The 21,945-nt window shown below is 66.4% G+C and carries 22 protein-coding genes; 8 read left to right on the top strand and 14 right to left on the bottom strand.

Annotated features, from left to right (window positions below):
* Positions 1-12: 12 nt before the first annotated feature.
* From BSE24067_RS18025 to BSE24067_RS18015, 3 genes are all read left to right on the top strand, one after another.
* A complete protein-coding gene (locus tag BSE24067_RS18025; protein WP_151065566.1) occupies positions 13-1,044 on the top strand; it encodes a CDP-6-deoxy-delta-3,4-glucoseen reductase in 1,032 nt (343 codons plus the stop codon).
* 294 nt (positions 1,045-1,338) lie between these two features.
* Complete coding sequence (locus BSE24067_RS18020) at positions 1,339-2,523, top strand: acetylornithine transaminase (RefSeq protein WP_151065565.1); 1,185 nt, start codon at positions 1,339-1,341, stop codon at positions 2,521-2,523.
* A gap of 13 nt (positions 2,524-2,536) precedes the next feature.
* On the top strand, positions 2,537-2,986 hold the full coding sequence (locus tag BSE24067_RS18015; protein WP_151065564.1) for a GNAT family acetyltransferase: 450 nt from the start codon (positions 2,537-2,539) through the stop codon (positions 2,984-2,986).
* A gap of 18 nt (positions 2,987-3,004) precedes the next feature.
* On the opposite strand, the gene BSE24067_RS18010 is transcribed toward BSE24067_RS18015, so the two are convergent.
* From BSE24067_RS18010 to BSE24067_RS17975, 8 genes are all read right to left on the bottom strand, one after another.
* Positions 3,005-3,676 (bottom strand): DUF2278 family protein, encoded by a 672-nt coding sequence (locus BSE24067_RS18010; RefSeq protein ID WP_151065563.1) that lies wholly within the window; start codon positions 3,674-3,676, stop codon positions 3,005-3,007.
* 249 nt (positions 3,677-3,925) lie between these two features.
* Positions 3,926-4,642: an ABC transporter ATP-binding protein gene (locus BSE24067_RS18005; RefSeq protein WP_012492822.1), complete on the bottom strand. Its 717-nt coding sequence runs from the start codon at positions 4,640-4,642 to the stop codon at positions 3,926-3,928.
* Positions 4,642-5,418 carry an ABC transporter ATP-binding protein gene (locus BSE24067_RS18000; RefSeq protein ID WP_151065562.1) on the bottom strand — a complete coding sequence of 259 codons (777 nt, stop codon included), beginning with the start codon at positions 5,416-5,418 and terminating at the stop codon, positions 4,642-4,644. The genes BSE24067_RS18005 and BSE24067_RS18000 overlap by 1 nt, the downstream gene beginning before the upstream one ends.
* 23 nt (positions 5,419-5,441) lie before the next feature.
* On the bottom strand, positions 5,442-6,611 hold the full coding sequence (locus tag BSE24067_RS17995; protein WP_151065561.1) for an ABC transporter permease subunit: 1,170 nt from the start codon (positions 6,609-6,611) through the stop codon (positions 5,442-5,444).
* Positions 6,612-6,630: 19 nt separating this feature from the next.
* Positions 6,631-7,581, bottom strand: coding sequence for a branched-chain amino acid ABC transporter permease (locus BSE24067_RS17990; RefSeq protein WP_151065560.1), 951 nt, complete (start codon positions 7,579-7,581; stop codon positions 6,631-6,633).
* A 211-nt stretch (positions 7,582-7,792) separates the two neighbouring features.
* Complete coding sequence (locus BSE24067_RS17985; RefSeq protein WP_151065567.1) at positions 7,793-8,599, bottom strand: branched-chain amino acid ABC transporter; 807 nt, start codon at positions 8,597-8,599, stop codon at positions 7,793-7,795.
* A 272-nt stretch (positions 8,600-8,871) separates the two neighbouring features.
* On the bottom strand, positions 8,872-9,852 hold the full coding sequence (gene ispH, locus BSE24067_RS17980) for a 4-hydroxy-3-methylbut-2-enyl diphosphate reductase (protein ID WP_006488968.1): 981 nt from the start codon (positions 9,850-9,852) through the stop codon (positions 8,872-8,874).
* Positions 9,853-9,854: 2 nt separating this feature from the next.
* Positions 9,855-10,310 carry an FKBP-type peptidyl-prolyl cis-trans isomerase gene (locus BSE24067_RS17975; RefSeq protein ID WP_151065559.1) on the bottom strand — a complete coding sequence of 152 codons (456 nt, stop codon included), beginning with the start codon at positions 10,308-10,310 and terminating at the stop codon, positions 9,855-9,857.
* Between the two features lie 134 nt (positions 10,311-10,444).
* On the opposite strand from BSE24067_RS17975, the gene radC reads away from it, so the two are divergent.
* From radC to nadB, 4 genes are all read left to right on the top strand, one after another.
* The gene (radC, locus tag BSE24067_RS17970) at positions 10,445-11,218 is read left to right on the top strand and encodes a RadC family protein (RefSeq protein ID WP_151065558.1); all 774 of its coding nucleotides are present in this window, start codon (positions 10,445-10,447) and stop codon (positions 11,216-11,218) included.
* 234 nt (positions 11,219-11,452) lie between these two features.
* Positions 11,453-11,686, top strand: a complete 234-nt coding sequence (rpmB, locus tag BSE24067_RS17965; protein ID WP_004186391.1) for a 50S ribosomal protein L28 — start codon at positions 11,453-11,455, stop codon at positions 11,684-11,686.
* Between the two features lie 17 nt (positions 11,687-11,703).
* On the top strand, positions 11,704-11,871 hold the full coding sequence (gene rpmG, locus BSE24067_RS17960) for a 50S ribosomal protein L33 (protein ID WP_006478046.1): 168 nt from the start codon (positions 11,704-11,706) through the stop codon (positions 11,869-11,871).
* A gap of 161 nt (positions 11,872-12,032) precedes the next feature.
* On the top strand, positions 12,033-13,619 hold the full coding sequence (gene nadB / locus BSE24067_RS17955; protein ID WP_151065557.1) for an L-aspartate oxidase: 1,587 nt from the start codon (positions 12,033-12,035) through the stop codon (positions 13,617-13,619).
* Between the two features lie 107 nt (positions 13,620-13,726).
* Here the strand turns inward: nadB and nadC are convergent, their stop codons facing one another.
* The 6 genes from nadC to purN form a co-directional block, all read right to left on the bottom strand.
* Positions 13,727-14,608 carry a carboxylating nicotinate-nucleotide diphosphorylase gene (gene nadC / locus BSE24067_RS17950; protein WP_151065556.1) on the bottom strand — a complete coding sequence of 294 codons (882 nt, stop codon included), beginning with the start codon at positions 14,606-14,608 and terminating at the stop codon, positions 13,727-13,729.
* Positions 14,605-15,741, bottom strand: a complete 1,137-nt coding sequence (nadA, locus tag BSE24067_RS17945; RefSeq protein WP_151065555.1) for a quinolinate synthase NadA — start codon at positions 15,739-15,741, stop codon at positions 14,605-14,607. The genes nadC and nadA overlap by 4 nt, the downstream gene beginning before the upstream one ends.
* Before the next feature lie 259 nt (positions 15,742-16,000).
* The gene (locus tag BSE24067_RS17940) at positions 16,001-17,197 is read right to left on the bottom strand and encodes a DesA family fatty acid desaturase (protein WP_151065554.1); all 1,197 of its coding nucleotides are present in this window, start codon (positions 17,195-17,197) and stop codon (positions 16,001-16,003) included.
* A gap of 250 nt (positions 17,198-17,447) precedes the next feature.
* The gene (locus BSE24067_RS17935) at positions 17,448-18,842 is read right to left on the bottom strand and encodes a mechanosensitive ion channel family protein (protein WP_151065553.1); all 1,395 of its coding nucleotides are present in this window, start codon (positions 18,840-18,842) and stop codon (positions 17,448-17,450) included.
* 18 nt (positions 18,843-18,860) lie between these two features.
* Positions 18,861-20,123: an RsmB/NOP family class I SAM-dependent RNA methyltransferase gene (locus tag BSE24067_RS17930; RefSeq protein WP_151065552.1), complete on the bottom strand. Its 1,263-nt coding sequence runs from the start codon at positions 20,121-20,123 to the stop codon at positions 18,861-18,863.
* Positions 20,120-20,782 carry a phosphoribosylglycinamide formyltransferase gene (gene purN / locus BSE24067_RS17925; protein WP_151065551.1) on the bottom strand — a complete coding sequence of 221 codons (663 nt, stop codon included), beginning with the start codon at positions 20,780-20,782 and terminating at the stop codon, positions 20,120-20,122. The genes BSE24067_RS17930 and purN overlap by 4 nt, the downstream gene beginning before the upstream one ends.
* Before the next feature lie 123 nt (positions 20,783-20,905).
* On the opposite strand from purN, the gene BSE24067_RS17920 reads away from it, so the two are divergent.
* A complete protein-coding gene (locus BSE24067_RS17920) occupies positions 20,906-21,898 on the top strand; it encodes a bifunctional riboflavin kinase/FAD synthetase (RefSeq protein ID WP_151065550.1) in 993 nt (330 codons plus the stop codon).
* The last annotated feature ends 47 nt before the right edge of the window (positions 21,899-21,945 follow it).

Raw genomic sequence — 21,945 nt, 5'->3', positions numbered from 1 at the left:
CTATTTGGTTCTATGGCATTCAACGTTACTCTCAAGCAAAGCGGCCGGCAGTTCCAGGTCGAGTCGGACGAAACCGTGCTGGCGGCCGCGCTGCGCCAGAACGTCCATCTGCCGTACGGGTGCAAGAACGGCGCGTGCGGCTCCTGCAAGGGCCAGATCGTGTCGGGCCAGATCGAACAGGGCCCGCATGCCGCATCGGCACTGTCCAACGACGAACGCACGCGCGGCCTCGCGCTGCTGTGCTGCTCGAAGGCGCAATGCGACCTCGAGATCGACGTGCGTGAAATCGCCGGCGTCGACGGCGTGCAGGTGAAGAAGCTGCCGTGCCGGATCGCCGCGCTCGAACGCAAGGCGGACGACGTGATGGTCGTGAAGCTGCAGCTGCCGGCCAACGAACGCCTGCAATACCTCGCCGGCCAGTACGTCGAATTCATCCTGAAGGACGGCTCGCGCCGCAGCTACTCGATGGCGAACGCGCCGCACGAGGAAGGCCCGATCGAGCTGCACATCCGCCACATGCCGGGCGGCAAGTTCACCGATCACGTGTTCGGCGCGATGAAGGAGCGCGACATCCTGCGTTTCGAAGGCCCGCTGGGCACGTTCTTCCTGCGCGAGGAATCCGACAAGCCAATCGTGCTGCTCGCGTCGGGCACCGGCTTCGCGCCGATCAAGGCGATCATCGAGCACGTGAAGCACACGGGCATCACGCGCCCGATGACGCTCTACTGGGGCGCCCGCCGCAAAAAGGACATCTACCTCGGCGAGCTCGCCGAGCAATGGGTGCGCGAAATCCCGAACTTCAAGTACGTGCCGGTGCTGTCCGAGCCGGACGACGCCGATCAGTGGACCGGCCGCACCGGCTTCGTCCACCGCGCGGTGATCGAGGACCTGCCCGATCTGTCCGGTCATCAGGTGTATGCGTGCGGCGCGCCGGTGATGGTCGAATCCGCGCAGCGCGACTTCACGCAGCACCATGCGCTGCCGGCCGACGAGTTCTACGCGGACTCGTTCACGAGCGCCGCCGATCTCGCGCATCCGGTCTGAGCACCGGGCGCATGAGCGCGCCCCGCTGCGCGCCGCCGTGTCACATCCATGGCATCGCGGCGGTTTACAGTGGGGCGCGGGATGCCTTATGCTTGCGCACATGAACCGCTTCCTGTCCGCTCTCCGACGTCGCCGCTCGCCGCTCCGCCCGGATGCCGCCGGCTCGTCACGGACTCGCGCGTAACCCTCCTCCGCTTCACCGGTTACGCACAAGCTGTTCGATCCACCAGCCACGGCTTTCCGTGGCTTTTTTATTGCCCGTTCCCCTTTCAACGTCCGCTGGAGTCTGCTGCCATGCCCCTGAACGATTACCCGATCGACTCGCTGATGTACATCACGAACCGCCCCGACATCGTGTTCACGCACGGCAAGGGTTCGTGGCTCTACGATCACACGGGCAAGCGCTATCTCGACTTCATCCAGGGCTGGGCCGTCAACAGCCTCGGCCACTGCAACGACGGGATCGTCGAAGCGCTGAAGACGCAGGCCGAAAAGCTGCTGAACCCGTCGCCGGCGTTCTACAACGAGCCGATGGCGAAACTCGCGGGCCTGCTCACGCAGCACAGCGTGTTCGACAAGGTGTTCTTCACGAACAGCGGCGCGGAAGCGAACGAAGGCGCGATCAAGCTCGCGCGCAAGTGGGGCCGCAAGTTCAAGAACGGCGCATACGAGATCATCACGTTCGACCACAGCTTCCACGGCCGCACGCTCGCGACGATGTCGGCGAGCGGCAAGCCGGGCTGGGACACGATCTACGCACCGCAGGTGCCGGGCTTCCCGAAGGCCGAACTCAACAACATCAACTCGGTCGAGAAGCTGATCACCGACAAGACCGTCGCCGTGATGCTCGAGCCGATCCAGGGCGAAGGCGGCGTGATCCCGGCGACGCGCGAATTCATGCAGGCGCTGCGCGCGCTGACGAAGCAGCACAACCTGCTGCTGATCGTCGACGAAGTGCAGAGCGGCTGCGGCCGCGCGGGCACGCTGTTCGCGTACGAGCTGTCGGGCATCGAGCCGGACGTCATGACGCTCGCGAAGGGCATCGGCGGCGGCGCACCGCTCGGCGCGCTGCTGTCGAAAGCCGACGTCGCGGTGTTCGAGGCCGGCGACCAGGGCGGCACGTACAACGGCAACCCGCTGATGACGGCGGTCGGCTATTCGGTGATCTCGCAACTCGTCGCGCCCGGCTTCCTCGAAGGCGTGCGGGCGCGCGGCGAGTACCTGAAGCGCAAGCTGCTCGAGCTGTCGGAAGAGCGCGGCTTCGACGGCGAACGCGGCGAAGGCCTGCTGCGCGCGCTGCTGCTCGGCAAGGACATCGGCCCGCAGATCGTCGAGAAGGCGCGCGACATGCAGCCCGACGGCCTGCTGCTGAACGCGGCACGCCCGAACCTGCTGCGCTTCATGCCGGCGCTGAACGTGACGACCGACGAGATCGACCAGATGATGGCGATGCTTCGGTCGATCCTCGACACGCTGTAACGAGCGCGCCGCGATGGATGCCGATGCCGTCGTGATCCGCCCGTTCGAGCGCGCCGACACCGATGCGGTGCTGGCCGTCTGGCGCGACGCGTTCCCGCATTACGGCGAAGCCGGCGCGCCGCCGCACCGCGATCCGCTGCGGTCGATCGAGCTGAAGCTCGCGACGCAGCCGGAATTGTTCTTCGTCGCAACCTGCGGCGCGCGGGTCGTCGGCACGCTGATGGCCGGTTTCGACGGACATCGCGGCTGGCTCTACTCGTTCGGCGTATCGAACGACGCCCGTCGGCTCGGCATCGGCCGCGCGCTGCTCGCGCATGCGGAACGCGCGCTCGCCGCGCGCGGCTGCCTGAAGGTCAATCTGCAGGTGCTGCCCGGCAACGACGATGCGTGCCGCTTCTATGCGGCGCTCGGCTATCGCGTCGAGGAGCGCATCTCGTTCGGCAAGACGCTGCCGGCCGCGTGACCGCGCCGGCCGTCGCCGTCAGCGCGTGATCGGCCCCGCGTCCGGCAGCGGATTGCCGAGCGCGTCGGTCGGCACGGCCTGCTGCTCGAATGCCGCGAAATATGCGGCCCACTGCGTGTCGCTCACGCGCACGATCAGCGCGCCGTCCTGCCACACGTCGTTGTGATCGTTGTGGTCGTCGCCGGCGCGATGCAGGTAATGCGCGCCCGTCGAGCCCTGGTTCATGTGCGTGTCGTGGATGCCGCTGCCGTCCGAATATCTGCGGCCGAACACGACGACGTCGAGCCCGTGCGACTGCGCGGCGTTGACGAGCCGCAGCAGCGACGGGATCGGCTCCGCGTGCTCGGTGCCGTCCATCACCGCGCTCGCGCGCCATGTGCCCGTCTCGTTCAGGATGTCGCTGCGCAGGTAGTCGAGCGCCGGCAGCGCAGTGTGCCCGGTCAGGTCGGTATAGCCTTCGACGGCGGCCGCGAGCGTCGCCGTGACCGGGTGATGGAAATCGTAGACGAGCTTGTAGTTCAGCAGATCGTCCGCGTCGTTGGTGCCGACGTTGATCGCGACGTCCCAGTCGCCGGTCGGCAACGCGAGCGTCAGGTGGATGTGATACTGGGTTTCACTGCCGTGCGGCGAACCTTTCAGCCGCGCCACCGACGTGACCTTCGCCTTCACGAAACCGTAGTCGAGACTCATGCGCGCGCTCCGTGTCACGATGGATCGCTCATGGTACGCGCTCCGCGTGTCGGTTTGGCGAACGCGCGGTCGCGCACGGATGTTCACGCCACCTCGCTGCGCGCCGCACGGCCGCATCAACGCCGAACGAATGGCGTCGCCGCCGGGCGCGCAAGATGCAAAAAAGGCTGCCACGGCACCCCGTGACAGCCTTTCGAAAGCACCCGCGCGGCACGTCCGGCATCCGCCGCCGCGCCGCACCGGGCTCGTTCATTCGCCCAGATACGCGGCGCGCACCTTCGGATCGTCGAGCATCTGCTTCGCGTCGCCTTCCATCGTGACCGTGCCCGAATCCATCACATAGCCGCGGTCCGCAGCCTGCAGCGCGAGGCGCGCGTTCTGCTCGACCAGCAGCACCGTGATGCCCTCCTTCGAGATTTCCCGCACCACTTCGAAGATCTTCTCGACCATGATCGGCGACAGCCCCATCGACGGCTCGTCGAGCAGCAACAGCTTCGGCTTGCTCAGAATCGCGCGCGACATCGCGAGCATCTGCTGCTCGCCGCCCGACAGCGTACCCGCGAGCTGCGTCGCCCGCTCCTTCAGGCGCGGGAAGAAGCCGAACATGCGGTCGACGTCCTTCTTGATCTGCTCGTTGTCGTTGCGCAGGTACGCGCCCATCTGCATGTTCTCGATGATCGACATCCGCGCGAAGATCCCGCGCCCTTCCGGCACCATCGCGAGGCCGCGCTTGAGCAGCTCGTGCGGCGGGATGCCCTTGATCGACTTGCCGTCGTATTCGATGTCGCCGGCCGAGTACGGCTTCAGGCCCGTGATCGCCTTCATCGTCGTGGTCTTGCCTGCACCGTTCGCGCCGATCAGCGTCACCAGCTCGCCCTGACGGACTTCCATGTCAACGCCCTTGACGGCCTGGATGCCGCCGTAGTTGACCTGCAAGCCCTTGATTTTCAACATTGCCGCTGCCATCAGTGCACCCCTGCGCCGAGATATGCCTCAATCACCTTCGGATCCTTCTGCACGTCCTGCGGCAGACCCTCGGCGATCACCTTGCCGTAATCGAGCACCGTCATCCGGTTGCACAATCCCATCACGAGCTTCACGTCGTGCTCGATCAGGAGAATCGTGCGGCCGTCCGAACGGATCTTGTCGAGCAGGCGCGTGAGTTCGACCTTCTCGGTCGCGTTCATCCCGGCCGCCGGCTCGTCGAGCGCGAGCAGCTTCGGGTCGGTCGCGAGCGCGCGCGCGATCTCGAGACGGCGCTGGTGGCCGTACGACAGGTTGCGCGACGTGTAGTCCGCGTACTGCAGCACGCCGACGTATTCGAGCAGCTCGATCGCGCGCTCCTTGATCTCGCGCTCTTCCTGGCGTTCGGCCGGCGTCTGGAACACCGCGCCCAGCAGACCGTGCTTGGTGCGCACGTGGCGGCCCACCATCACGTTCTCGAGCGCCGTCATCCCGCCGAACAGGCGAATGTTCTGGAACGTGCGCGCGATGCCGGCCTTCGCGACCTGATGCACGGCCGTCGGCGTGTAGTTCTGGCCGTCCAGCTTGAAGTCGCCGGAGTCCGGCGTGTAGAGGCCGGTGATCACGTTGAAGAACGTGGTCTTGCCCGCGCCGTTCGGGCCGATCAGCCCGTAGATCTCGCCTTCCTTGATTTGCAGGCCGACGTCGGACAGCGCCTGCAGCCCGCCGAAACGCTTGTTCACGCCCGTGACGGACAGTCGGATTTGCTTGTCGCTCATGTGGTTATCCCCTTGTCCGTTGGTTAAGCGCGCACCGGCTTCTTGCTGTTGCGCTTCGCCAGTTTCGCGATCTTGTCCTCATGCTTCGGCGCGGGCCACAGGCCTTCCGAGCGGTACAGCATGATGATGACCATCGCGAGGCCGTACAGCGCCTGACGGATCACTTCGGTGTCGACGATGTCGTGACCGAACAGCGCGTGCTGCAGCGGGCTCATCGTCGAGCGCAGGAATTCCGGGAAGATCGCGAGCAGCACCGCGCCGAGGATCACGCCCGGAATGTGGCCCATGCCGCCGAGCACCACGCAGGCCAGCACGACGATCGATTCCCAGAACGTGAACGACTCGGGCGACACGAAGCCCTGGAACGCACCGAACATCGCGCCCGACAGGCCGCCGAACGACGCGCCCATCGCGAACGCGAGCAGCTTCACGTTGCGGGTGTTGATGCCCATCGCCTTCGCGGCGATTTCGTCTTCGCGGATTGCCGCCCATGCGCGGCCGATACGCGAGTGCTGCAGACGCGTACACACCCAGATCACCAGCAGCGCGCACAGCACGAACAGGTAGTAGTACATGTAGACCGACGGCAGCTGGAAGCCGAAGATCGTGTGCGTCTGCGACAGGTTGAAGCCGCCGACGTGCACCGGATCGATGCCCGTGATCCCCTTCGGGCCGTTGGTGATGTTCACCGGGCGGTCGAGGTTGTTCATGAAGATCCGGACGATTTCACCGAAGCCCAGCGTGACGATCGCCAGGTAGTCGCCGCGCAGGCGCAGCGTCGGCGCGCCGAGCAGGATCCCGAAGGTCGCCGCCAACGCCATCGCGATCGGCACGATGATCAGGAACGGCACGTGCAGCCCGTTCGGCGCGAGCGCCGCGATCCACTCGAACTGCGACGTCAGGTGCGGCGAGCTCAAGAGCGCCGCCGTGTACGCACCCACGGCGTAGAACGCGATGTAGCCGAGGTCGAGCAGGCCGGCGAAGCCGACCACGACGTTCAGCCCCAGCGCGAGCATCACGTACAGCATCGCGAAGTCGAGCACGCGAACCCAGTAATTGCCGCCGGCCGAGCCGATGATGATCGGCGCGGCGATCACGAAGGCTGCGGTCAGGATGCCGATGATGACGGTCTTGGCGGTGTTGCGCTCTTCGACGAGCGACGTCGACGATTCGATCGGTTGAATGGATGTCATGTTGTTTGCTCCCCTTCCGTTACGCGCGGTCCGCGACACGTTCGCCCAGCAGGCCCGACGGACGGAACACCAGCACGATGATCAGCACGATGAATGCGAACACGTCCTGGTAGTTACTGCCGAATACGCCACCCGTGAGGTTGCCGATGTAGCCCGCGCCGAGCTGCTCGATCAGGCCCAGCAGCACGCCGCCGACCATCGCGCCGCCGAGGTTGCCGATCCCGCCGAGCACCGCGGCCGTGAACGCCTTCATGCCGGGGATGAAGCCCATGTAGAAGTGCACGTTGCCGTATTCGGACGCGATCATCACGCCGGCCAGCGCGGCGAGCGCGGAGCCGATCATGAACGTCGCGGAGATCACGAAGTTCGGGTTCACGCCCATCAGGCTCGCCGTGTTCGGGCTTTCGGCGATCGCGCGCATCGCGCGGCCGAGCTTGGTCTTGTGCACGAGCAGCAGCAGGCCGCCCATCACGATGAACGCGACCGCGATGATCACGATTTCAGTAACCGAGATCACGGCGCCGGGCGTCGTGTCGGTCGCCTTGATCACGTTGATCGGATCGGTCGGCAGCAATTGCGGGAACGGCAGCGGGTTGCGCGACCAGATGATCATCGCGGCCGTCTGCAGCAGGATCGACACGCCGATCGCGGTGATCAGCGGCGCGAGACGCGGCGCGCGGCGCAGCGGCCGGTACGCGACGCGTTCGATCGTGAAGCCGACGAACGCGCAGACGACCGCGGCGATGCCGAGACCGATCGTCAGCGTCGCGACGTTGCCGAGTTGCGGAAAGTGGTTCTGCAGCACGGTGATCGCCGACAGGGCGACCATCGCGCCGATCATCAGCACGTCGCCGTGCGCGAAGTTGATGATGCCGAGAATGCCGTACACCATCGTGTAACCCAACGCGATGATGGCGTACACACTGCCGAGCACCAGCCCGTTGAGGATCTGCTGGATGAAAATATCCATTTAAAGCTCCTTGGCCCGTGCTGCCGGAGGACGTTGCGCCCCGCGGGTAAGCGAGGAATCGCGCCTTCTCGGCGACACTGCGGGTACTAGTCGATACCGGTAAGGGTGGATCGTCCCGGCGCGCGTCGCCCGGCCTGTACGGCCGGACCTGCCGCCGGAGCGGATACAAAAACGGCACCGCACTGTTCCGGTGCCATCATGAGTCCCGTCGCTAAATCGTCACGACATCGAGGACGGTGGTCTTGGCCTCCTTGAAGTCGTAGGGCAGCGTGCCGAAACGGCCGGCGTCCGGTTTCCCGGCTTCCGAGCCTTTTTCCGTCCGGGCCGCGGCGAACCGCGCCACCGGGCAGATCAGGTTTTGCACCGCGTCGCCCGCGGGCTCGACCACCTTGACGGCGCACATGCCGTTGCCGCCAAGGGTTTGCGCTCCGATGCCGTTCGCCGCCGCCCGCGCCGCGCCTGAACGGGCAACGCGAAGGTGGCGCCCGACCGTCGTCAGGACTGCATCGGAATTCGTGAAACGAAGCAGACCGCCTGCCGCGCTGTGGCAAGCCGCGGCGACATGCCGTTTCGTCGAATCGAAATGAGAAGGGATCGGTGACATCTGCACGTTGCCTGCGTTGCCCCGAAACCCGAGCGCCCGTCGCTCGACGCGCGCTGCCGCCGCCGGACGTCCAGCGGCTCGTTGTCGGGCAACCAGTGTGCCCGTCGCGCGGTCGATCGCCACACCGCCGGCCCGCGCCGCGTGCCGTGTCGAATGCATGCCGATCTTCGAGCCCTGCGCGTTGAATGCGTCGATCGTCAAACGTGCCCCGTTGTCGTTGTCACTGTCCGATTGCGCAATGCGGCACGCCGACGGCGCCGCACGCCCGGCTCCGGCAGCGCGCATGTCGCTGGCAACCGGTACCGCGTGCGCCGCAGCCTCCCTGCCCGCCGTGTCGTCGCTCGTTTTCCCGTCACCGGCCAACATTGCAACCGGTGCGGCGACGTACCTGGCGTAAGCCAACTTCACATGCATCGAATAGGTCTCCCGCGCCTTGCCAGAACCCGATTTCAAAGCCATTCCGGCCTGAAAACGGGCGCATTGTAACTCCATTTACAGGCCGCCAATAATCCTGATTCGATGGGGTTTTCCTGCATTGCAACCAATTTTGAGAAACGGCTGGGCGCGGATATAGCAACCGGGTTGCAACATTAATCCGAACAATGGTTGCGCCCGTATTTTCGCAGCGCAAAAAAAAAGCGCGCCGGCAGGCGCGCTTCGGGGGTACCGCGGGTGCGACGCGGCGATCAGGCCGCGGGCGGCAGGTTCAGCCCGCGCGGCAGCGGAAACGACACGTTTTCCTCGATGCCGTCGAGCGCGCGGACGTTGCGCACGCCGAGCTCGCGCAGCCGCGCGATCACGGCCTGGGCGAGCACTTCCGGCGCCGATGCGCCGGCCGTCACGCCGATACGGCGCTTGCCGGCAACCCATGCCGGATCGATCTGATCGGGCGCGTCGACCATGTACGCGGCCACGCCGCGCTTCTCCGCCACTTCGCGCAGCCGGCTCGAATTCGAGCTGTTCGGGCTGCCGACGACGATCACGACGTCGCACTGCGGCGCCATGAACTTCACCGCGTCCTGGCGGTTCTGCGTCGCGTAGCAGATGTCCTGCTTCTTCGGCTCGCGGATCTTCGGGTATTTCGCCTTCAGCGCGCCGATGATCTCGGCCGCGTCGTCGACGGACAGCGTCGTCTGCGTGACGAGCGCGATGCGCTCCGGATCGGCGAGCTCGAGCTTCTGCACGTCCTCGACGCTTTCGACGAGATGCATGCCGCGCTCGACCTGGCCCATCGTGCCTTCGACTTCCGGGTGGCCCTTGTGGCCGATCATCACGATGTCGACGCCGTCCTGGCGCATCTTCGCCACTTCGACGTGCACCTTCGTGACGAGCGGGCAGGTCGCGTCGTAAATGCGCAGCCCGCGCACGTCGGCCTCGTCGCGCACGGCCTTCGACACGCCGTGCGCGCTGAAGATCACGGTATTGCCGGCCGGCACTTCCTCGAGTTCTTCGACGAAGATCGCGCCCTTCTTCTTCAGATCCTCGACCACGTACTTGTTGTGGACGATCTCGTGACGGACGTAGATCGGCGCGCCGTGCATCGCGATTGCGCGCTCGACGATCTCGATCGCGCGATCGACGCCCGCGCAGAAGCCGCGCGGCTGGGCCAGCAGGATTTCGGCATCGGCGGCGACGGTCTGTCCGGACAGCGTATCGGTGGTGCTCATGATTACAGGATTCCGATGATTTTCACTTCGAACGTGAGCGCTTGGCCCGCGAGCGGATGATTGAAGTCGAACAGCGCCGAGGTTTCGCCGACTTCCTTCAGCACGCCTGCATAGCGGCCGCCGTCCGGCGCGTTGAACTCGATCAGCTCGCCGGGCGTAAAGTCGTCGCCGACCATCCCGTTCTCGCGCAACGTCGACAGCGTCACGCGCTGGAGCATGTCGGGATTCCGGGGACCGAACCCCTGTTCGGGCGTTAGCTGAAAAGTCGAATGGTCGCCGACCCGCAGCCCGAGCAGAATCTGTTCCAGCGACGGCGCCAGCTGCCCGGCGCCGAGCAGCAGCGTGGCGGGCTTGTCGGAGAAGGTGTTGACGATGTCGGCGCCGTCGGCCAGTGCAAGCCGGTAATGCAGCGTCACATGGGAACCGGGCTTCACTTCGGATAGATCGATGATGCTCATGAATGACTCGTGTTCGTCGGCGCCCGAGGAGCCGAAAGGCCCGGCGCAAAGCCAATATTGTAAGTCACCTGAGCGCGCAAGGCTGAAAGTGCGACGACGTCGCGCGCAGGCGCGCCGCCAATGGAGTTTCGATCATGCTGTCAATCTGCACCGCACCGGCGGCCGAATGTCGCGACGTTGCCGACACCGCGGCCGCTCCCGCACGCCGGGCCGGCGCCGCGTGGCCGCACAAGCGGCGCCCGCGGAACTGGAATTCGCATCTGCCGCGCGAACGGCTGCTGGAACGCGGGCCGGCCGCACTGACCGACGCCGAGCTCGTCGCGCTGCTGCTCGGCACCGGCGGCGGCGGCCGCGACGTGTTCGCGAGCGCCCGCGCGCTGCTTGCACGCTTCGGCGACTCGCTGCGCGACATGCTCGATGCGGAGCCCGGCGTCTTCGCGACGCACCCCGGCATCGGCGCCGCGCGCTCGGCGGTGCTGATCGCCGTCACCGAGATCGTGCGGCGCGCGCTGGTCGAGAAGGCGCGCGAACGGATGCAGATCGATTCGCCGGGCGCGGTGGAGGACTATCTGCGGCTGCGGATCGGCACGCGTCCGTACGAAGTGTTCGTCACGCTGTACCTGGACGCGCGCCACGGTCTGATCGACGTGGAGGAAAGCGCGCGCGGCTCGCTCACGCGGATGGCCGTGTATCCGCGCGAGATCGTGCGGCGGGCGCTGATGCTCAATGCCGCGTCGCTGATCATCGCGCACAACCATCCGTCGGGCGCCGTGCAGCCGAGCGCGGAAGACCGCCGGCTCACGCGCGTGCTGCGCGAGGCGCTCACGCTCGTCGACGCGAAGCTGCTCGATCACGTCGTCGTCGGTACCGCCGATACATTTTCGTTCGCGCGCGCCGGGTGGCTGTAGACTGTGGCCCGGCGCCTCAAAGGGCGCCGCAACGACGAAGCGAAATTGGGTTTGATTTTCCTGAGCTTTTTCTGCTAGAATCGTCGTCTGTCTTTTTTCCAACCAGTTCTAGCCATCGAAGGGCCTTGTCTGTATAGGCTTCGGCGTTCTGAGTGCAGCCATGGATCACGTGGCGGTACGATGGAACCTTCATCGGCGATCGAACCCCGAATTTAGCGTATTAGGAGTGCTCTCATGGCACGCGTATGCCAAGTAACTGGGAAAGCGCCGATGAGCGGCAACAACGTTTCCCACGCCAACAACAAGACGAAGCGCCGCTTCCTGCCGAACCTGCAAAACCGCCGGTTCTGGGTGGAGAGCGAAAACCGCTGGGTGCGTCTGCGCGTCTCGAACGCCGGCCTGCGCCTGATCGACAAGAACGGCATCGATTCCGTGCTCGCTGACCTGCGCGCACGCGGCGAAGCCTAAGCCCAAGGAGCACAATCATGGCAAAAGGCGCACGCGACAAGATCAAGCTCGAGTCGACTGCTGGTACGGGTCACTTCTACACGACCACGAAGAACAAGCGCAACATGCCGGAAAAGATGGCGATCAAGAAGTTCGATCCCGTCGTCCGCAAGCATGTCGAATACAAAGAAACCAAGATCAAGTAATCTCCGGTTTCTGCGAGCCTGACGGCGACCGAAAAGCCCCGCACATGCGGGGCTTTTTGTTTTGCGCGCACGCGCGCGCCCCCGACGCGGTATGCTCTCCCCTTTCCGCGGCGACAGCCGACGGAACGCGAAATCAAAAAGCGTAACGATGGAGATGCAGCATGAAATTCGACGTGGCGATCGTCGGCAGCGGCCTCGCAGGGCTGTCGGTCGCACTCAACCTGGCCAGCACGCGACGTGTCGCGCTGATCGCGAAACGTACGATGATGGAGGGAGCGAGCGATAACGCGCAGGGCGGCATCGCGGCCGTCCTCGACTCGGCGGACAGCATCGAGAACCACGTCGACGACACGCTGGTCGCCGGCGGCGGCCTGTGCGACGAAGGCGCGACGCGCTACATCGTCGAACACGGCCGCGAAGCAATCGAATGGCTGATCTCGCAAGGCGTGCCGTTCACGAAGGACGATGCCGCCGAACTCGGCTTCCATCTGACGCGCGAAGGCGGCCACAGCCACCGCCGGATCATCCATGCGGCCGATGCGACCGGCCACGCCGTGCTCGCGACGCTGTCCGATCGCGCGCGCCAGCATCCGAACATCACGTTCTTCGAGAATCACCATGCGATCGACCTGATCACGTCGGACCGGCTCGGGCTGCCCGGACGCCGCTGTCACGGACTGTATGCGCTCGACGTCGACAACGATCGCACGATCACGATCGAGGCGCCGCACACGGTGCTCGCGACCGGCGGCGCCGGCAAGGTGTACCTGTACACGACGAACCCCGACACCGCGACCGGCGACGGCATCGCGATGGCGTGGCGCGCGGGCTGCCGTGTGTCGAACATGGAATTCATCCAGTTCCACCCGACCTGCCTGTTCCATCCGTATGCGAAATCGTTCCTGATTTCGGAGGCCGTGCGCGGCGAAGGCGGTTTGCTGAAGCTGCCGGACGGCACGCGCTTCATGCCCGCGCACGACCCGCGCGCGGAACTGGCGCCGCGTGACATCGTCGCACGCGCGATCGACTTCGAGATCAAGAAGCGCGGGATCGACTGCGTGTATCTCGACATCAGCCATCAGCCGGAAGCGTTCCTGCGCGAACACTTCCCGACGATCCACGCGCGCTGCCTCGAATTCGGCATCGACATCGCGAAGCAGCCGATTCCGGTCGTGCCGGCCGCGCATTACACGTGCGGCGGCGTCGTCACCGATCTCGCCGGGCGCACCGACCTCGCGGGCCTGTATGCGGTCGGCGAAACGTCGTACACCGGGCTGCATGGCGCGAACCGGCTCGCGAGCAATTCGCTGCTCGAGTGTCTGGTGATTGGCCGCGCGGCTGCCGAGGCGATCGAGGCGGCCGGCTTCGACGCCGAAACGCCGGCGGCGCTGCCTGCATGGGATGAAAGCCGCGTGTCGGATGCGGACGAGGAAGTCGTCGTCGCGCACAACTGGGACGAGCTGCGCCGGCTGATGTGGAACTACGTCGGCATCGTGCGCACCGACAAGCGTCTCGAACGCGCGAAGCACCGGCTGTCGCTGTTGCGCGACGAGATCCACGAGTACTACGCGAACTTCCGCGTGACGCGCGACCTGCTGGAACTGCGCAATCTCGTCGACGTCGCGACGCTGATCGTGAAGAGCGCGTACTCGCGCCGCGAAAGCCGCGGGCTGCACTACAGCCGCGACTGGCCGCACACGCTCCCGAAGGCGCTGCCGAGCGTGCTCACGCCGCGCTCGCGCCGCTGATCGGCCTGCCGTTCGCGGCGCCGCCCGCCGCCGTCGCATGAAAAAAGCCGCTGGCGTTTGCACGCCAGCGGCTTTTTTCGTCGGACGATACGCGATACGGCGGACGATCAGTCGACGATCCGCATCGAATAGTCGGTTGCGCGCACGTCCTTCGTCAGTGCGCCGACGGAAATCCGGTCGACGCCCGTCTCCGCGAACGTGCGCACCGTATCGAAATTGACACCGCCCGACACTTCGAGCACGGCCTTGCCGGCCGCGATGCGCACCGCTTCGCGCATCATGTCCAGCGTGAAGTTGTCGAGCAGCACCGACTGCGCGCCATGTTCGAGCGCCGTGTCGAGCTGCGCGAGCGTCTCGACTTCGATCTGTACGGGCACGCCCGCTTCGAGCGCGAATGCGGCATCGAGCGCTTCCCCGACGCCGCCTGCTGCCGCGATGTGGTTTTCCTTGATCAGGATGCCGTCGTACAGCGCGAGACGCTGATTCTCGCCGCCGCCGACGCGCACCGCGTACTTCTGCGCGAGCCGCAGCCCCGGCAGCGTCTTGCGCGTATCGAGAATCTTCGCGCGCGTGCCTTCGACGCGGTCAACGTAACGGCGCGTCGCGCTCGCGACGCCGGACAGCAGCTGCAGGAAATTCAGCCCGTTGCGCTCGGCCGTCAACAATGCACGCGCCGGCCCTTCGAGCTCGCAGACGGTCGAGTTCGCCGTCATCCGGTCGCCTTCCCGATAGCGCCATTGCACGACGATCGACGGATCGATCCGCGCAATCACGGCTTCGAACCACGGCACGCCGCACAGCACCGCTTCCTCGCGCACGATGATGCGCGCACGGCGCCGCTCGCCGGCCGGCACGAGGCGCCCGGTCTGGTCGCCGGTGCCGACGTCTTCGGCGATCGCGTCGGCGACGTTGCGTGCGATCGCTTCGTCGAATGCGTCGCCGTATTGTGCGCGAACGGCTTCGAACAGCGGAGAAACCGCGCTGGTCATGCAGCCCCCACGTTCGCGAACAGTTGCTGGTCGCGCTGCAGGTCGCCGCTCGCCTGCACGCGCGTCTTGTGCGCCGCCGCGAAATCGAGCATCCGGTCGATCGGCACGCGCGCACGCACGCCGATCGCGGGATCGACGAAGATCTCGTTGTGGCCGCGCTCGAGCACGTCCGCGAGATTCGCGAGGCCGTTCATCGCCATCCACGGGCAGTGCGCGCAGCTCTTGCAGGTCGCGCTGTTGCCGGCGGTCGGCGCGGCGATGAAGGTCTTGCCGGGGGCCGCGAGTTGCATCTTGTGCAGGATGCCGAGGTCGGTCGCGACGATGAAATGCGTCGCGTCGAACTTCACGGCCGCATCGATCAGCTGCGTGGTCGAGCCGACGACGTCGGCCTGCGCGACGACGCTTTCCGGCGACTCGGGGTGCACGAGTACCTTCGCGTGCGGGTATTCGGCGCGCAGCAGGTCGAGCTCGATGCCCTTGAATTCGTCGTGGACGAGACACGAGCCTTGCCACAGCAGCATGTCCGCGCCGGTTTTCTTCTGGATATAGCTGCCGAGATGGCGATCGGGTGCCCAGATGATCTTCTCGCCGCGTGCGTGCAGGTCGGCGACGATCTCGAGGCCGATCGACGACGTGACCATCCAGTCCGCGCGCGCCTTCACGGCGGCGCTGGTGTTCGCGTAGACGACGACGGTACGGTCCGGATGCGCATCGCAGAACGCGGAGAATTCGTCGGCCGGGCAGCCGAGATCGAGCGAGCAGGTTGCATCGAGATCGGGCATCAGCACGCGTTTGCCGGGGCTGAGGATCTTCGCGGTTTCGCCCATGAAGCGTACGCCGGCGACGACGAGCGTCTGCGCGTCGTGGTCGCGGCCGAAGCGGGCCATCTCGAGCGAGTCGGCGACACAGCCGCCGGTTTCGTCCGCGAGTTCCTGCAGCTCGGCATCCACGTAGTAGTGGGCGACGAGCACGGCTTTCTCACGTGCGAGCAGTGCCTTGATGCGCGCCTTCAGCGCGGCGCGTTCTTCGGCGGACGGTGCATCGGGCACCTTGGCCCATGCTTGCCCGACGCCACAGACGGTTCCTGCCGAAAGCGGCCGGTCGTACTCGACGGATTTGATCGTCGATTGCATCTCCATATCTCCTGTCGGCCCGAGTTAGCGCTTTAGCGCTTACTTGGGCCCCATGCTTCGCGGTCGGCCCCGTGTGAGTGCGTTACTCCTCACTCCGGCCCCACCCCATCGCTCGCCCGGAGCGCGCTACGTCCGCACCGCCCCAAGCCTCATACGAGTTCCGGCGCCACCAGTCATCATGCAAAAACCGGTCGCCCAAATGAAAAAAACCCCGCCAACGCGGGGTTTTTGACGTCCTCAGATTCTAATCGATTTCGAATCAGGCGTAGCGGCGCAGGCGCATCGCAAATTCCTGCAACGCCTTGATGCCGCTTTGTTCCGCGCGATGGCACCAATCCTGCAATTGCGCGAGCAGCTGTTCGCGCGACGCGGTCGAACGATCCCAGATCGCGGCCAGATCCTGGCGCAGCTGGAAGTACGTATGGAGCTTCTGGCTGTTCGCGAAGATCTCGGGCAGCAGCTTCTTCTGCGGCTCGTCGAGGCCGTCGGCATCCTTGTGGAACCACTTGCGCGCGCTGCGCATCAGCTGGTACTTCTCGCTCGAACCGAGCTCCTTCAGATGCGCGAGCTCCTGGCGGTACGCACGCTTCACGGCCTTGCCGTAGCGCGCCATCACTTCGTAGCGGTTCGACAGCACGGCCTGCAGCGTTTCCTGGTCGAGCACCGTCTTCGGCTTGTTCAGACGCGGCGTCGGTGCAACCTTCTTCACCTTCGCAAGGCCGAACGCCGACATGATGCGGATATACATCCAGCCGATATCGAACTCGTACCACTTGTTCGACAGCTTCGCGGACGTCGCGAACGTGTGGTGATTGTTGTGCAGCTCTTCGCCGCCGATCACGATGCCCCACGGGAACAGGTTCGTGCTCGCATCGGCCGAGTTGAAGTTGCGGTAGCCCCAGAAGTGGCCGAAACCGTTCACGACACCCGCGGCCCAGAACGGAATCCAGACCATCTGCACGGCCCACACGGTGAGGCCGAGCACGCCGAACAGCGCGACGTCGATCACCATCATCAGGCTGACGCCGAGAATCGGGTACTTCGAGTACACGTTGCGCTCGATCCAGTCATTCGGCGTGCCGTGGCTGAACTTGCGCATCGTTTCCTCGTTTTTCGCTTCCGCGCGATACAGCTCGGCGCCTTCGAGGAACACCTTCCAGATGCCGCGCGTCTGCGGGCTGTGCGGATCTTCCTCGGTCTCGCACTTCGCGTGGTGCTTGCGATGGATCGCGGCCCACTGGCCGGTGAGCATGCCGGTCGTCATCCACAGCCATGCACGGAAGAAGTGGCTCGCGATCGGATGCAGCTCCAGCGCGCGGTGCGCCTGGCAGCGGTGCAGATAGACCGTCACGCCGATGATCGTGACGTGCGTGACGGCCAGCGCGAACAGCGCGACCTGCCACCACGAAAAACGCAGAAGCCCGTGGGAAAGAAAATCGAGCAGAGAATTCAACAAGGCAGTTACCTGTGGTGAGAGCGACGCCGGCGCAGGCCGACGTCATAAAAATGAAAGCATACCGCGTGTAGACCGCAATTTTACTTCAACCGTTCCAAGTCTTTGTAAAAAATGAATATTTCCTTGTCTTGACGCAACGCGGCGAGTCCATCCGCGGACCGGGAAAGGCTCCAGATCCGCGCGTGCCCGCCCAATGCCGCACAGTTTGACCGCTCGACCCGCCGAACCGCTCGCGCCGGCACCGCCGCCGCTACGCGGCCGATGCCCGACCCGCCACGTCGCCGCCGTCGCCGCCGTCGCCGGCCACCGGCACGCCGTCGGCCACCACGCCGGTCGCGGCGAAACCCTCCGGCAAGCCGACCACGCGCACTTCGCGCTGCGGGAACGGGATCGAGATCCCGTGCTCGCTGAAAAGGCGCCAGATGTTGCGGTTCACCGCCGAGCGCACGCCCGACGTGCCCTTCGCCGCGTCCTCGATCCAGAAACCCAGTTCGAGGTCGATGCCGTCCGCGCCGAAACCGACGAGGTACGGCGTCGGCGCCGGGTCCTCCAGCACGCGCGGCACGCCGTTCGCAGCCTGCGCAAGCAATGCGAGTGCCTGCTCGACGTCGCTGGTATAGGCGACCTGCACCGCGGCCTTCGCGTAGCCGCGCGTCAGGTACGACGACTGGTTCTGCACGACGTCGGTGATCAGCTTCTCGTTCGGAATCAGCGTCTCGTTGCCGTCGAGGCCGCGCACGACCGTGTAGCGCGTGCGAATCTGCGTGACGACGCCCTGCAGCCCGCCGACGCTGATCGCGTCGCCGAGCCGCAGCGAGCGGTCGAGCAGGATGATGAAGCCCGACACGTAGTTGCTCGCGATCTTCTGCAGCCCGAACCCGAGGCCGACGCCTACCGCGCCGCCGAACACGCCGAGCACCGTCACGTCGATGCCGACGAGCGACAGTCCGATCAGGATCGCCGCGAACACCAGCAACGCGCGGCCAACGCGCGACAGCACGACCTTCAGGTTCGCGTCGAGCGTGGTGGCGCGCGTCAGGCGCTCTTCGAGCACCGAGCCGAGCCACATCGCGACCATCAGCGTCACGCACACCCACAATGCGCCGGAAATCACCGACAGCAGCGTCAGGTGCGCATTGGCGACGCGAAACTGCACGCTGTCGAGCCAGCCGAGCACGTCGCGCTGGATGCCGAGCACGGTCAGCACCATCGCAACCCACACGACGGTCGACACGATCTTCTCGACGATCGACAGCCACGCGTGCGTGTGCCCGTCGCGCGCGAATACGCGCCGCGCAAAGAAGAACAGCACGTAGATCAGCCCGATGCCGAACAACGGCACGAGCGCGAGCAGCAGCAGCGACGTCGACATGAACGGCTCGAACGCGAGCTGCGCGATCCCGACGAAGACGCCGCCGAACAGCGGAAACAATGCGCGCTTCAGGCTTTGCGCACCCGCGCCGGGCGCGCGGCCGGCCGCCCGGCGGCGCGCGTCGATGCGGCCATGGACGAAGCGCGCGACCACCCATGCGATGCCCAGCGCGCCGACGAGGATCGCCGCCTGCCAGATCATCACCGGCTGGTGGAAATCGCGGATCACCGATGCCAGCCGGTGCGACAGCAGGCGGCTCTGCAGATTCTCCATCGTCCGTCCCGACTGCCGTTACTGCGCGCGCCGCTCGAGCACCGCGGCGAAGAAGCCGTCGGTTGCGTGACGGTGCGGCCACAGCGACAGGTAGTCGCCGGTCTCGAGTTCGATGCGCTGGTCGGCCAGCACTTTCTGCGCGGGCACCAGCACGAAGTCCGGGTGATCGGCGAGGAACTGCGCGACGATCGCCTCGTTCTCCGCGTCGAGCACGCTGCAGGTCGCGTACACGAGCCGGCCGCCCTTCTTCACGAGCCGCGCGGCGCTCGCGAGGATCGACGCCTGCTTCGGCGCGAGCTCGTCGATCGACGTGCGCGTCTGGCGCCACTTCAGGTCGGGGTTGCGGCGCAGCGTGCCGAGGCCGCTGCACGGCGCGTCGACCAGCACGCGGTCGATCTTGCCGGCGAGCCGCTTGATCTTCGCGTCGTGCTCGCTGTCGATCAGCACCGGGTTCACGTTCGACAGCCCGCTGCGCGCCAAGCGCGGCTTGAGCTTCGCGAGCCGCTTTTCGGAGACGTCGAACGCGTACAGGCGCCCGGTCGAGCGCATCATCGCGCCGAGCGCGAGCGTCTTGCCGCCGGCGCCCGCGCAGAAATCGACGACCATCTCGCCGCGGCGCGGCGCGACCAGCGAGCACAGCAGCTGGCTGCCCTCGTCCTGCACCTCGATCTGGCCTTCCTCGAACAGCTTCAGGCGCGTGAGCGCCGGCTTGCCGACCACGCGCACGCCGTTCGGCGCGAACGGCGTCTCGCCCGCGTCGATGCCGTTGGCGCGCAGCGCGTCGATCACCTGGTCGCGCGTCGCCTTCTGCACGTTCGCGCGCAGATCGAGCGGCGCCGGATAGTTCAGCGCGGCGGCGAGCTGCGCGAGCTCCTCGGCGTCGAACCGGGCCGACAGCGCCTGGTAGATCCAGTCGGGCAGGTTCGTGCGCACGCGCACCGGCAGGCTCGCCGGATCGATCTTCGACACGTGCTCGAGCCACGCGGCTTCGGTATCGGAGACGAACGGCTTCAGCGCGTTGCGGCCGACCGTCTGCATCAGCCCGAGCAGCGTCAGGCGCCGCGCGGGGCTGCCCGTGCCGCTCTCCGCGAGGTGCGAAAACTCCATCTTCCTGCGCAGCACCGCGAACACCGCCTCGGCGATCACGCCGCGCTCCGCGTGGCCCAGCTTCGGATGCGCGCGGAAGAACCGGCTCGTCGTCGCGTCGGCGGGGCCGGCGAACTTCAGCACCTCGGCGAGCAGGGTTTCGGTCTGGCCAATCAGGAATCCGTGCAGCTTCATACGCCCTCGTTCGTTTCGGTTTGCGGTTGATCCGCGAAAATCCAGCGCGCCTCTTCCGGCGCGACCACTGCGCGGCCGTTCTCGAGGCGCAGACGCCCTTCGACGAACCAGCGCACCGCACGCGGATACAGCACGTGCTCGACCGTCAGCACGCGCCGCGCGAGCGCGGCCGCGTCGTCGCCCGCGCACACGGGCACCGCGCCCTGCGCGACGATCGCGCCGCTGTCGAGTTCGGGGATCACGAAATGCACGCTCGCACCATGCAGCGCGACGCCGGCATCCAGCGCCTGCTGGTGCGTGTGGATGCCCTTGAAGCTCGGCAGCAGCGACGGGTGGATGTTCAGCAACCGGCCCTCATATCGTCTGACGAATTCGGGCGTGAGGATGCGCATGAAGCCGGCGAGCACGACGAGGTCGGGCGCGAAGCGGTCGATCTCGGCAGCGAGCGCCGCGTCGAAGCTGTCGCGGCCATCGAACGCGCGATGGTCGACCACCGCGGTCGCCACCCCGTGCGACGCGGCAAAAGCCAGGCCGGCCGCGTCCGGCCGGTTGGCGATCACGGCGGCGACCTCGGCCGGCCAGCGTTCCTGCGCGCACGCGCGGACGATGGCCTCCATGTTGCTGCCGCGACCGGAAATCAGGATCACGAGTTTTTTCATCCGCGAATTTTACCATTCGCCCCCGCGTTTCCCGCCTTCTCGGCCGCCGGGCCGCCCGAACGTTTATAATCTTCTGCTTTGCGGCATCCCACCGCCCATTCCCCCGACGCTGCATCCGCTATCGTGAAAGTCTTCCGCGGCCTGCCCAACGCCGAGAGCCGCGCGCCGTGCGCGCTGACGATCGGCAACTTCGACGGTGTCCATCGCGGCCACCAGGCCCTGCTCGCGCGCGTGCGCGCGGCAGCGGACGCACGCGGCCTGCCCGTGTGCGTGATGACGTTCGAGCCGCACCCGCGCGAATTCTTCAACCCGGCCGGCGCACCGCCGCGGATCGCGATGCTGCGCGACAAGCTCGAGGCACTGCGCGACCACGGCGTCGATCGCGTCGTCGTCGAGCACTTCAACCACACGTTCGCGAGCCAGTCGCCGCAGGCGTTCGTCGAACGCACGCTGGTGAACGGGCTGCACACGCGCTGGATGATGGTCGGCGACGATTTCTGCTACGGCGCGAAGCGCGCGGGCACGTTCGACACGCTGAAGGCGGCCGGCGAACAGTACGGCTTCGAAGTCGAGCAGATGGGCACGGTCGCCGGCAGCGACGGCACGCGCATTTCGAGCTCCGGCGTGCGCGCGTCGCTCGCCGCGGGCGATCTCGACGCGGCCGCGCAGGCGCTCGGCCACGGCTACCTGATCAGCGGCCACGTCGCGCACGGGCTCAAGCTCGGCCGCGACCTCGGTTTTCCGACGCTGAACCTGCCGATCGCGCACAAGCGGCCGGCGCTCGCGGGCATCTTCGTCGTGCAGGTGCACGGCCTCGGGCCCGCGCCGCTGCCCGGCGTCGCAAGCCTCGGGCTGCGCCCGACCGTCGACGATTCCGGCCGTGTGCTGCTCGAAGTCCACCTGCTCGACTGGCACGGCGACGCATACGGCAAGCTGATCCGCGTCGAATTCCTGAAGAAGCTGCGCGACGAGGCGAAGTTCGACGATCTCGAGGCGCTGTCGCGCGCGATCGCGCTCGACGTCGCGAATGCGCGCGCGTACTTCGCCGAGCGCGACCGCGCGCCGGGCAGCCGCGCGACCGGCTTCGCGACGTCGGCAACCGACCGAATTAGCTGATCCGGCCGGCGCCGCGCCGCGCCGCCCCCTCGCGCCGCCGACGCGCG

Origin of the sequence: Burkholderia latens (assembly GCF_902499045.1) — a bacterium.
Taxonomy (GTDB): Bacteria; Pseudomonadota; Gammaproteobacteria; order Burkholderiales; family Burkholderiaceae; genus Burkholderia; species Burkholderia latens.
The sequence above is the reverse complement of the archived record's forward strand: the minus strand, read 5'-3'. Positions and strand labels throughout refer to the sequence as shown.

Bases quoted from the DNA above. Each gene is read 5' to 3' on its own strand.
- BSE24067_RS18025 (WP_151065566.1), top strand. From the start codon at position 13: ATGGCATTCAACGTTACTCTCAAGCAAAGCGGCCGGCAGTTCCAGGTC.
- BSE24067_RS18020 (WP_151065565.1), top strand. From the start codon at position 1,339: ATGCCCCTGAACGATTACCCGATCGACTCGCTGATGTACATCACGAAC.
- BSE24067_RS18015 (WP_151065564.1), top strand. From the start codon at position 2,537: ATGGATGCCGATGCCGTCGTGATCCGCCCGTTCGAGCGCGCCGACACC.
- BSE24067_RS18010 (WP_151065563.1), bottom strand. From the start codon at position 3,676: ATGAGTCTCGACTACGGTTTCGTGAAGGCGAAGGTCACGTCGGTGGCG.
- BSE24067_RS18005 (WP_012492822.1), bottom strand. From the start codon at position 4,642: ATGGCAGCGGCAATGTTGAAAATCAAGGGCTTGCAGGTCAACTACGGC.
- BSE24067_RS18000 (WP_151065562.1), bottom strand. From the start codon at position 5,418: ATGAGCGACAAGCAAATCCGACTGTCCGTCACGGGCGTGAACAAGCGT.
- BSE24067_RS17995 (WP_151065561.1), bottom strand. From the start codon at position 6,611: ATGACATCCATTCAACCGATCGAATCGTCGACGTCGCTCGTCGAAGAG.
- BSE24067_RS17990 (WP_151065560.1), bottom strand. From the start codon at position 7,581: ATGGATATTTTCATCCAGCAGATCCTCAACGGGCTGGTGCTCGGCAGT.
- BSE24067_RS17985 (WP_151065567.1), bottom strand. From the start codon at position 8,599: ATGCATGTGAAGTTGGCTTACGCCAGGTACGTCGCCGCACCGGTTGCA.
- ispH (WP_006488968.1), bottom strand. From the start codon at position 9,852: ATGAGCACCACCGATACGCTGTCCGGACAGACCGTCGCCGCCGATGCC.
- BSE24067_RS17975 (WP_151065559.1), bottom strand. From the start codon at position 10,310: ATGAGCATCATCGATCTATCCGAAGTGAAGCCCGGTTCCCATGTGACG.
- radC (WP_151065558.1), top strand. From the start codon at position 10,445: ATGCTGTCAATCTGCACCGCACCGGCGGCCGAATGTCGCGACGTTGCC.
- rpmB (WP_004186391.1), top strand. From the start codon at position 11,453: ATGGCACGCGTATGCCAAGTAACTGGGAAAGCGCCGATGAGCGGCAAC.
- rpmG (WP_006478046.1), top strand. From the start codon at position 11,704: ATGGCAAAAGGCGCACGCGACAAGATCAAGCTCGAGTCGACTGCTGGT.
- nadB (WP_151065557.1), top strand. From the start codon at position 12,033: ATGAAATTCGACGTGGCGATCGTCGGCAGCGGCCTCGCAGGGCTGTCG.
- nadC (WP_151065556.1), bottom strand. From the start codon at position 14,608: ATGACCAGCGCGGTTTCTCCGCTGTTCGAAGCCGTTCGCGCACAATAC.
- nadA (WP_151065555.1), bottom strand. From the start codon at position 15,741: ATGCAATCGACGATCAAATCCGTCGAGTACGACCGGCCGCTTTCGGCA.
- BSE24067_RS17935 (WP_151065553.1), bottom strand. From the start codon at position 18,842: ATGGAGAATCTGCAGAGCCGCCTGCTGTCGCACCGGCTGGCATCGGTG.
- BSE24067_RS17930 (WP_151065552.1), bottom strand. From the start codon at position 20,123: ATGAAGCTGCACGGATTCCTGATTGGCCAGACCGAAACCCTGCTCGCC.
- purN (WP_151065551.1), bottom strand. From the start codon at position 20,782: ATGAAAAAACTCGTGATCCTGATTTCCGGTCGCGGCAGCAACATGGAG.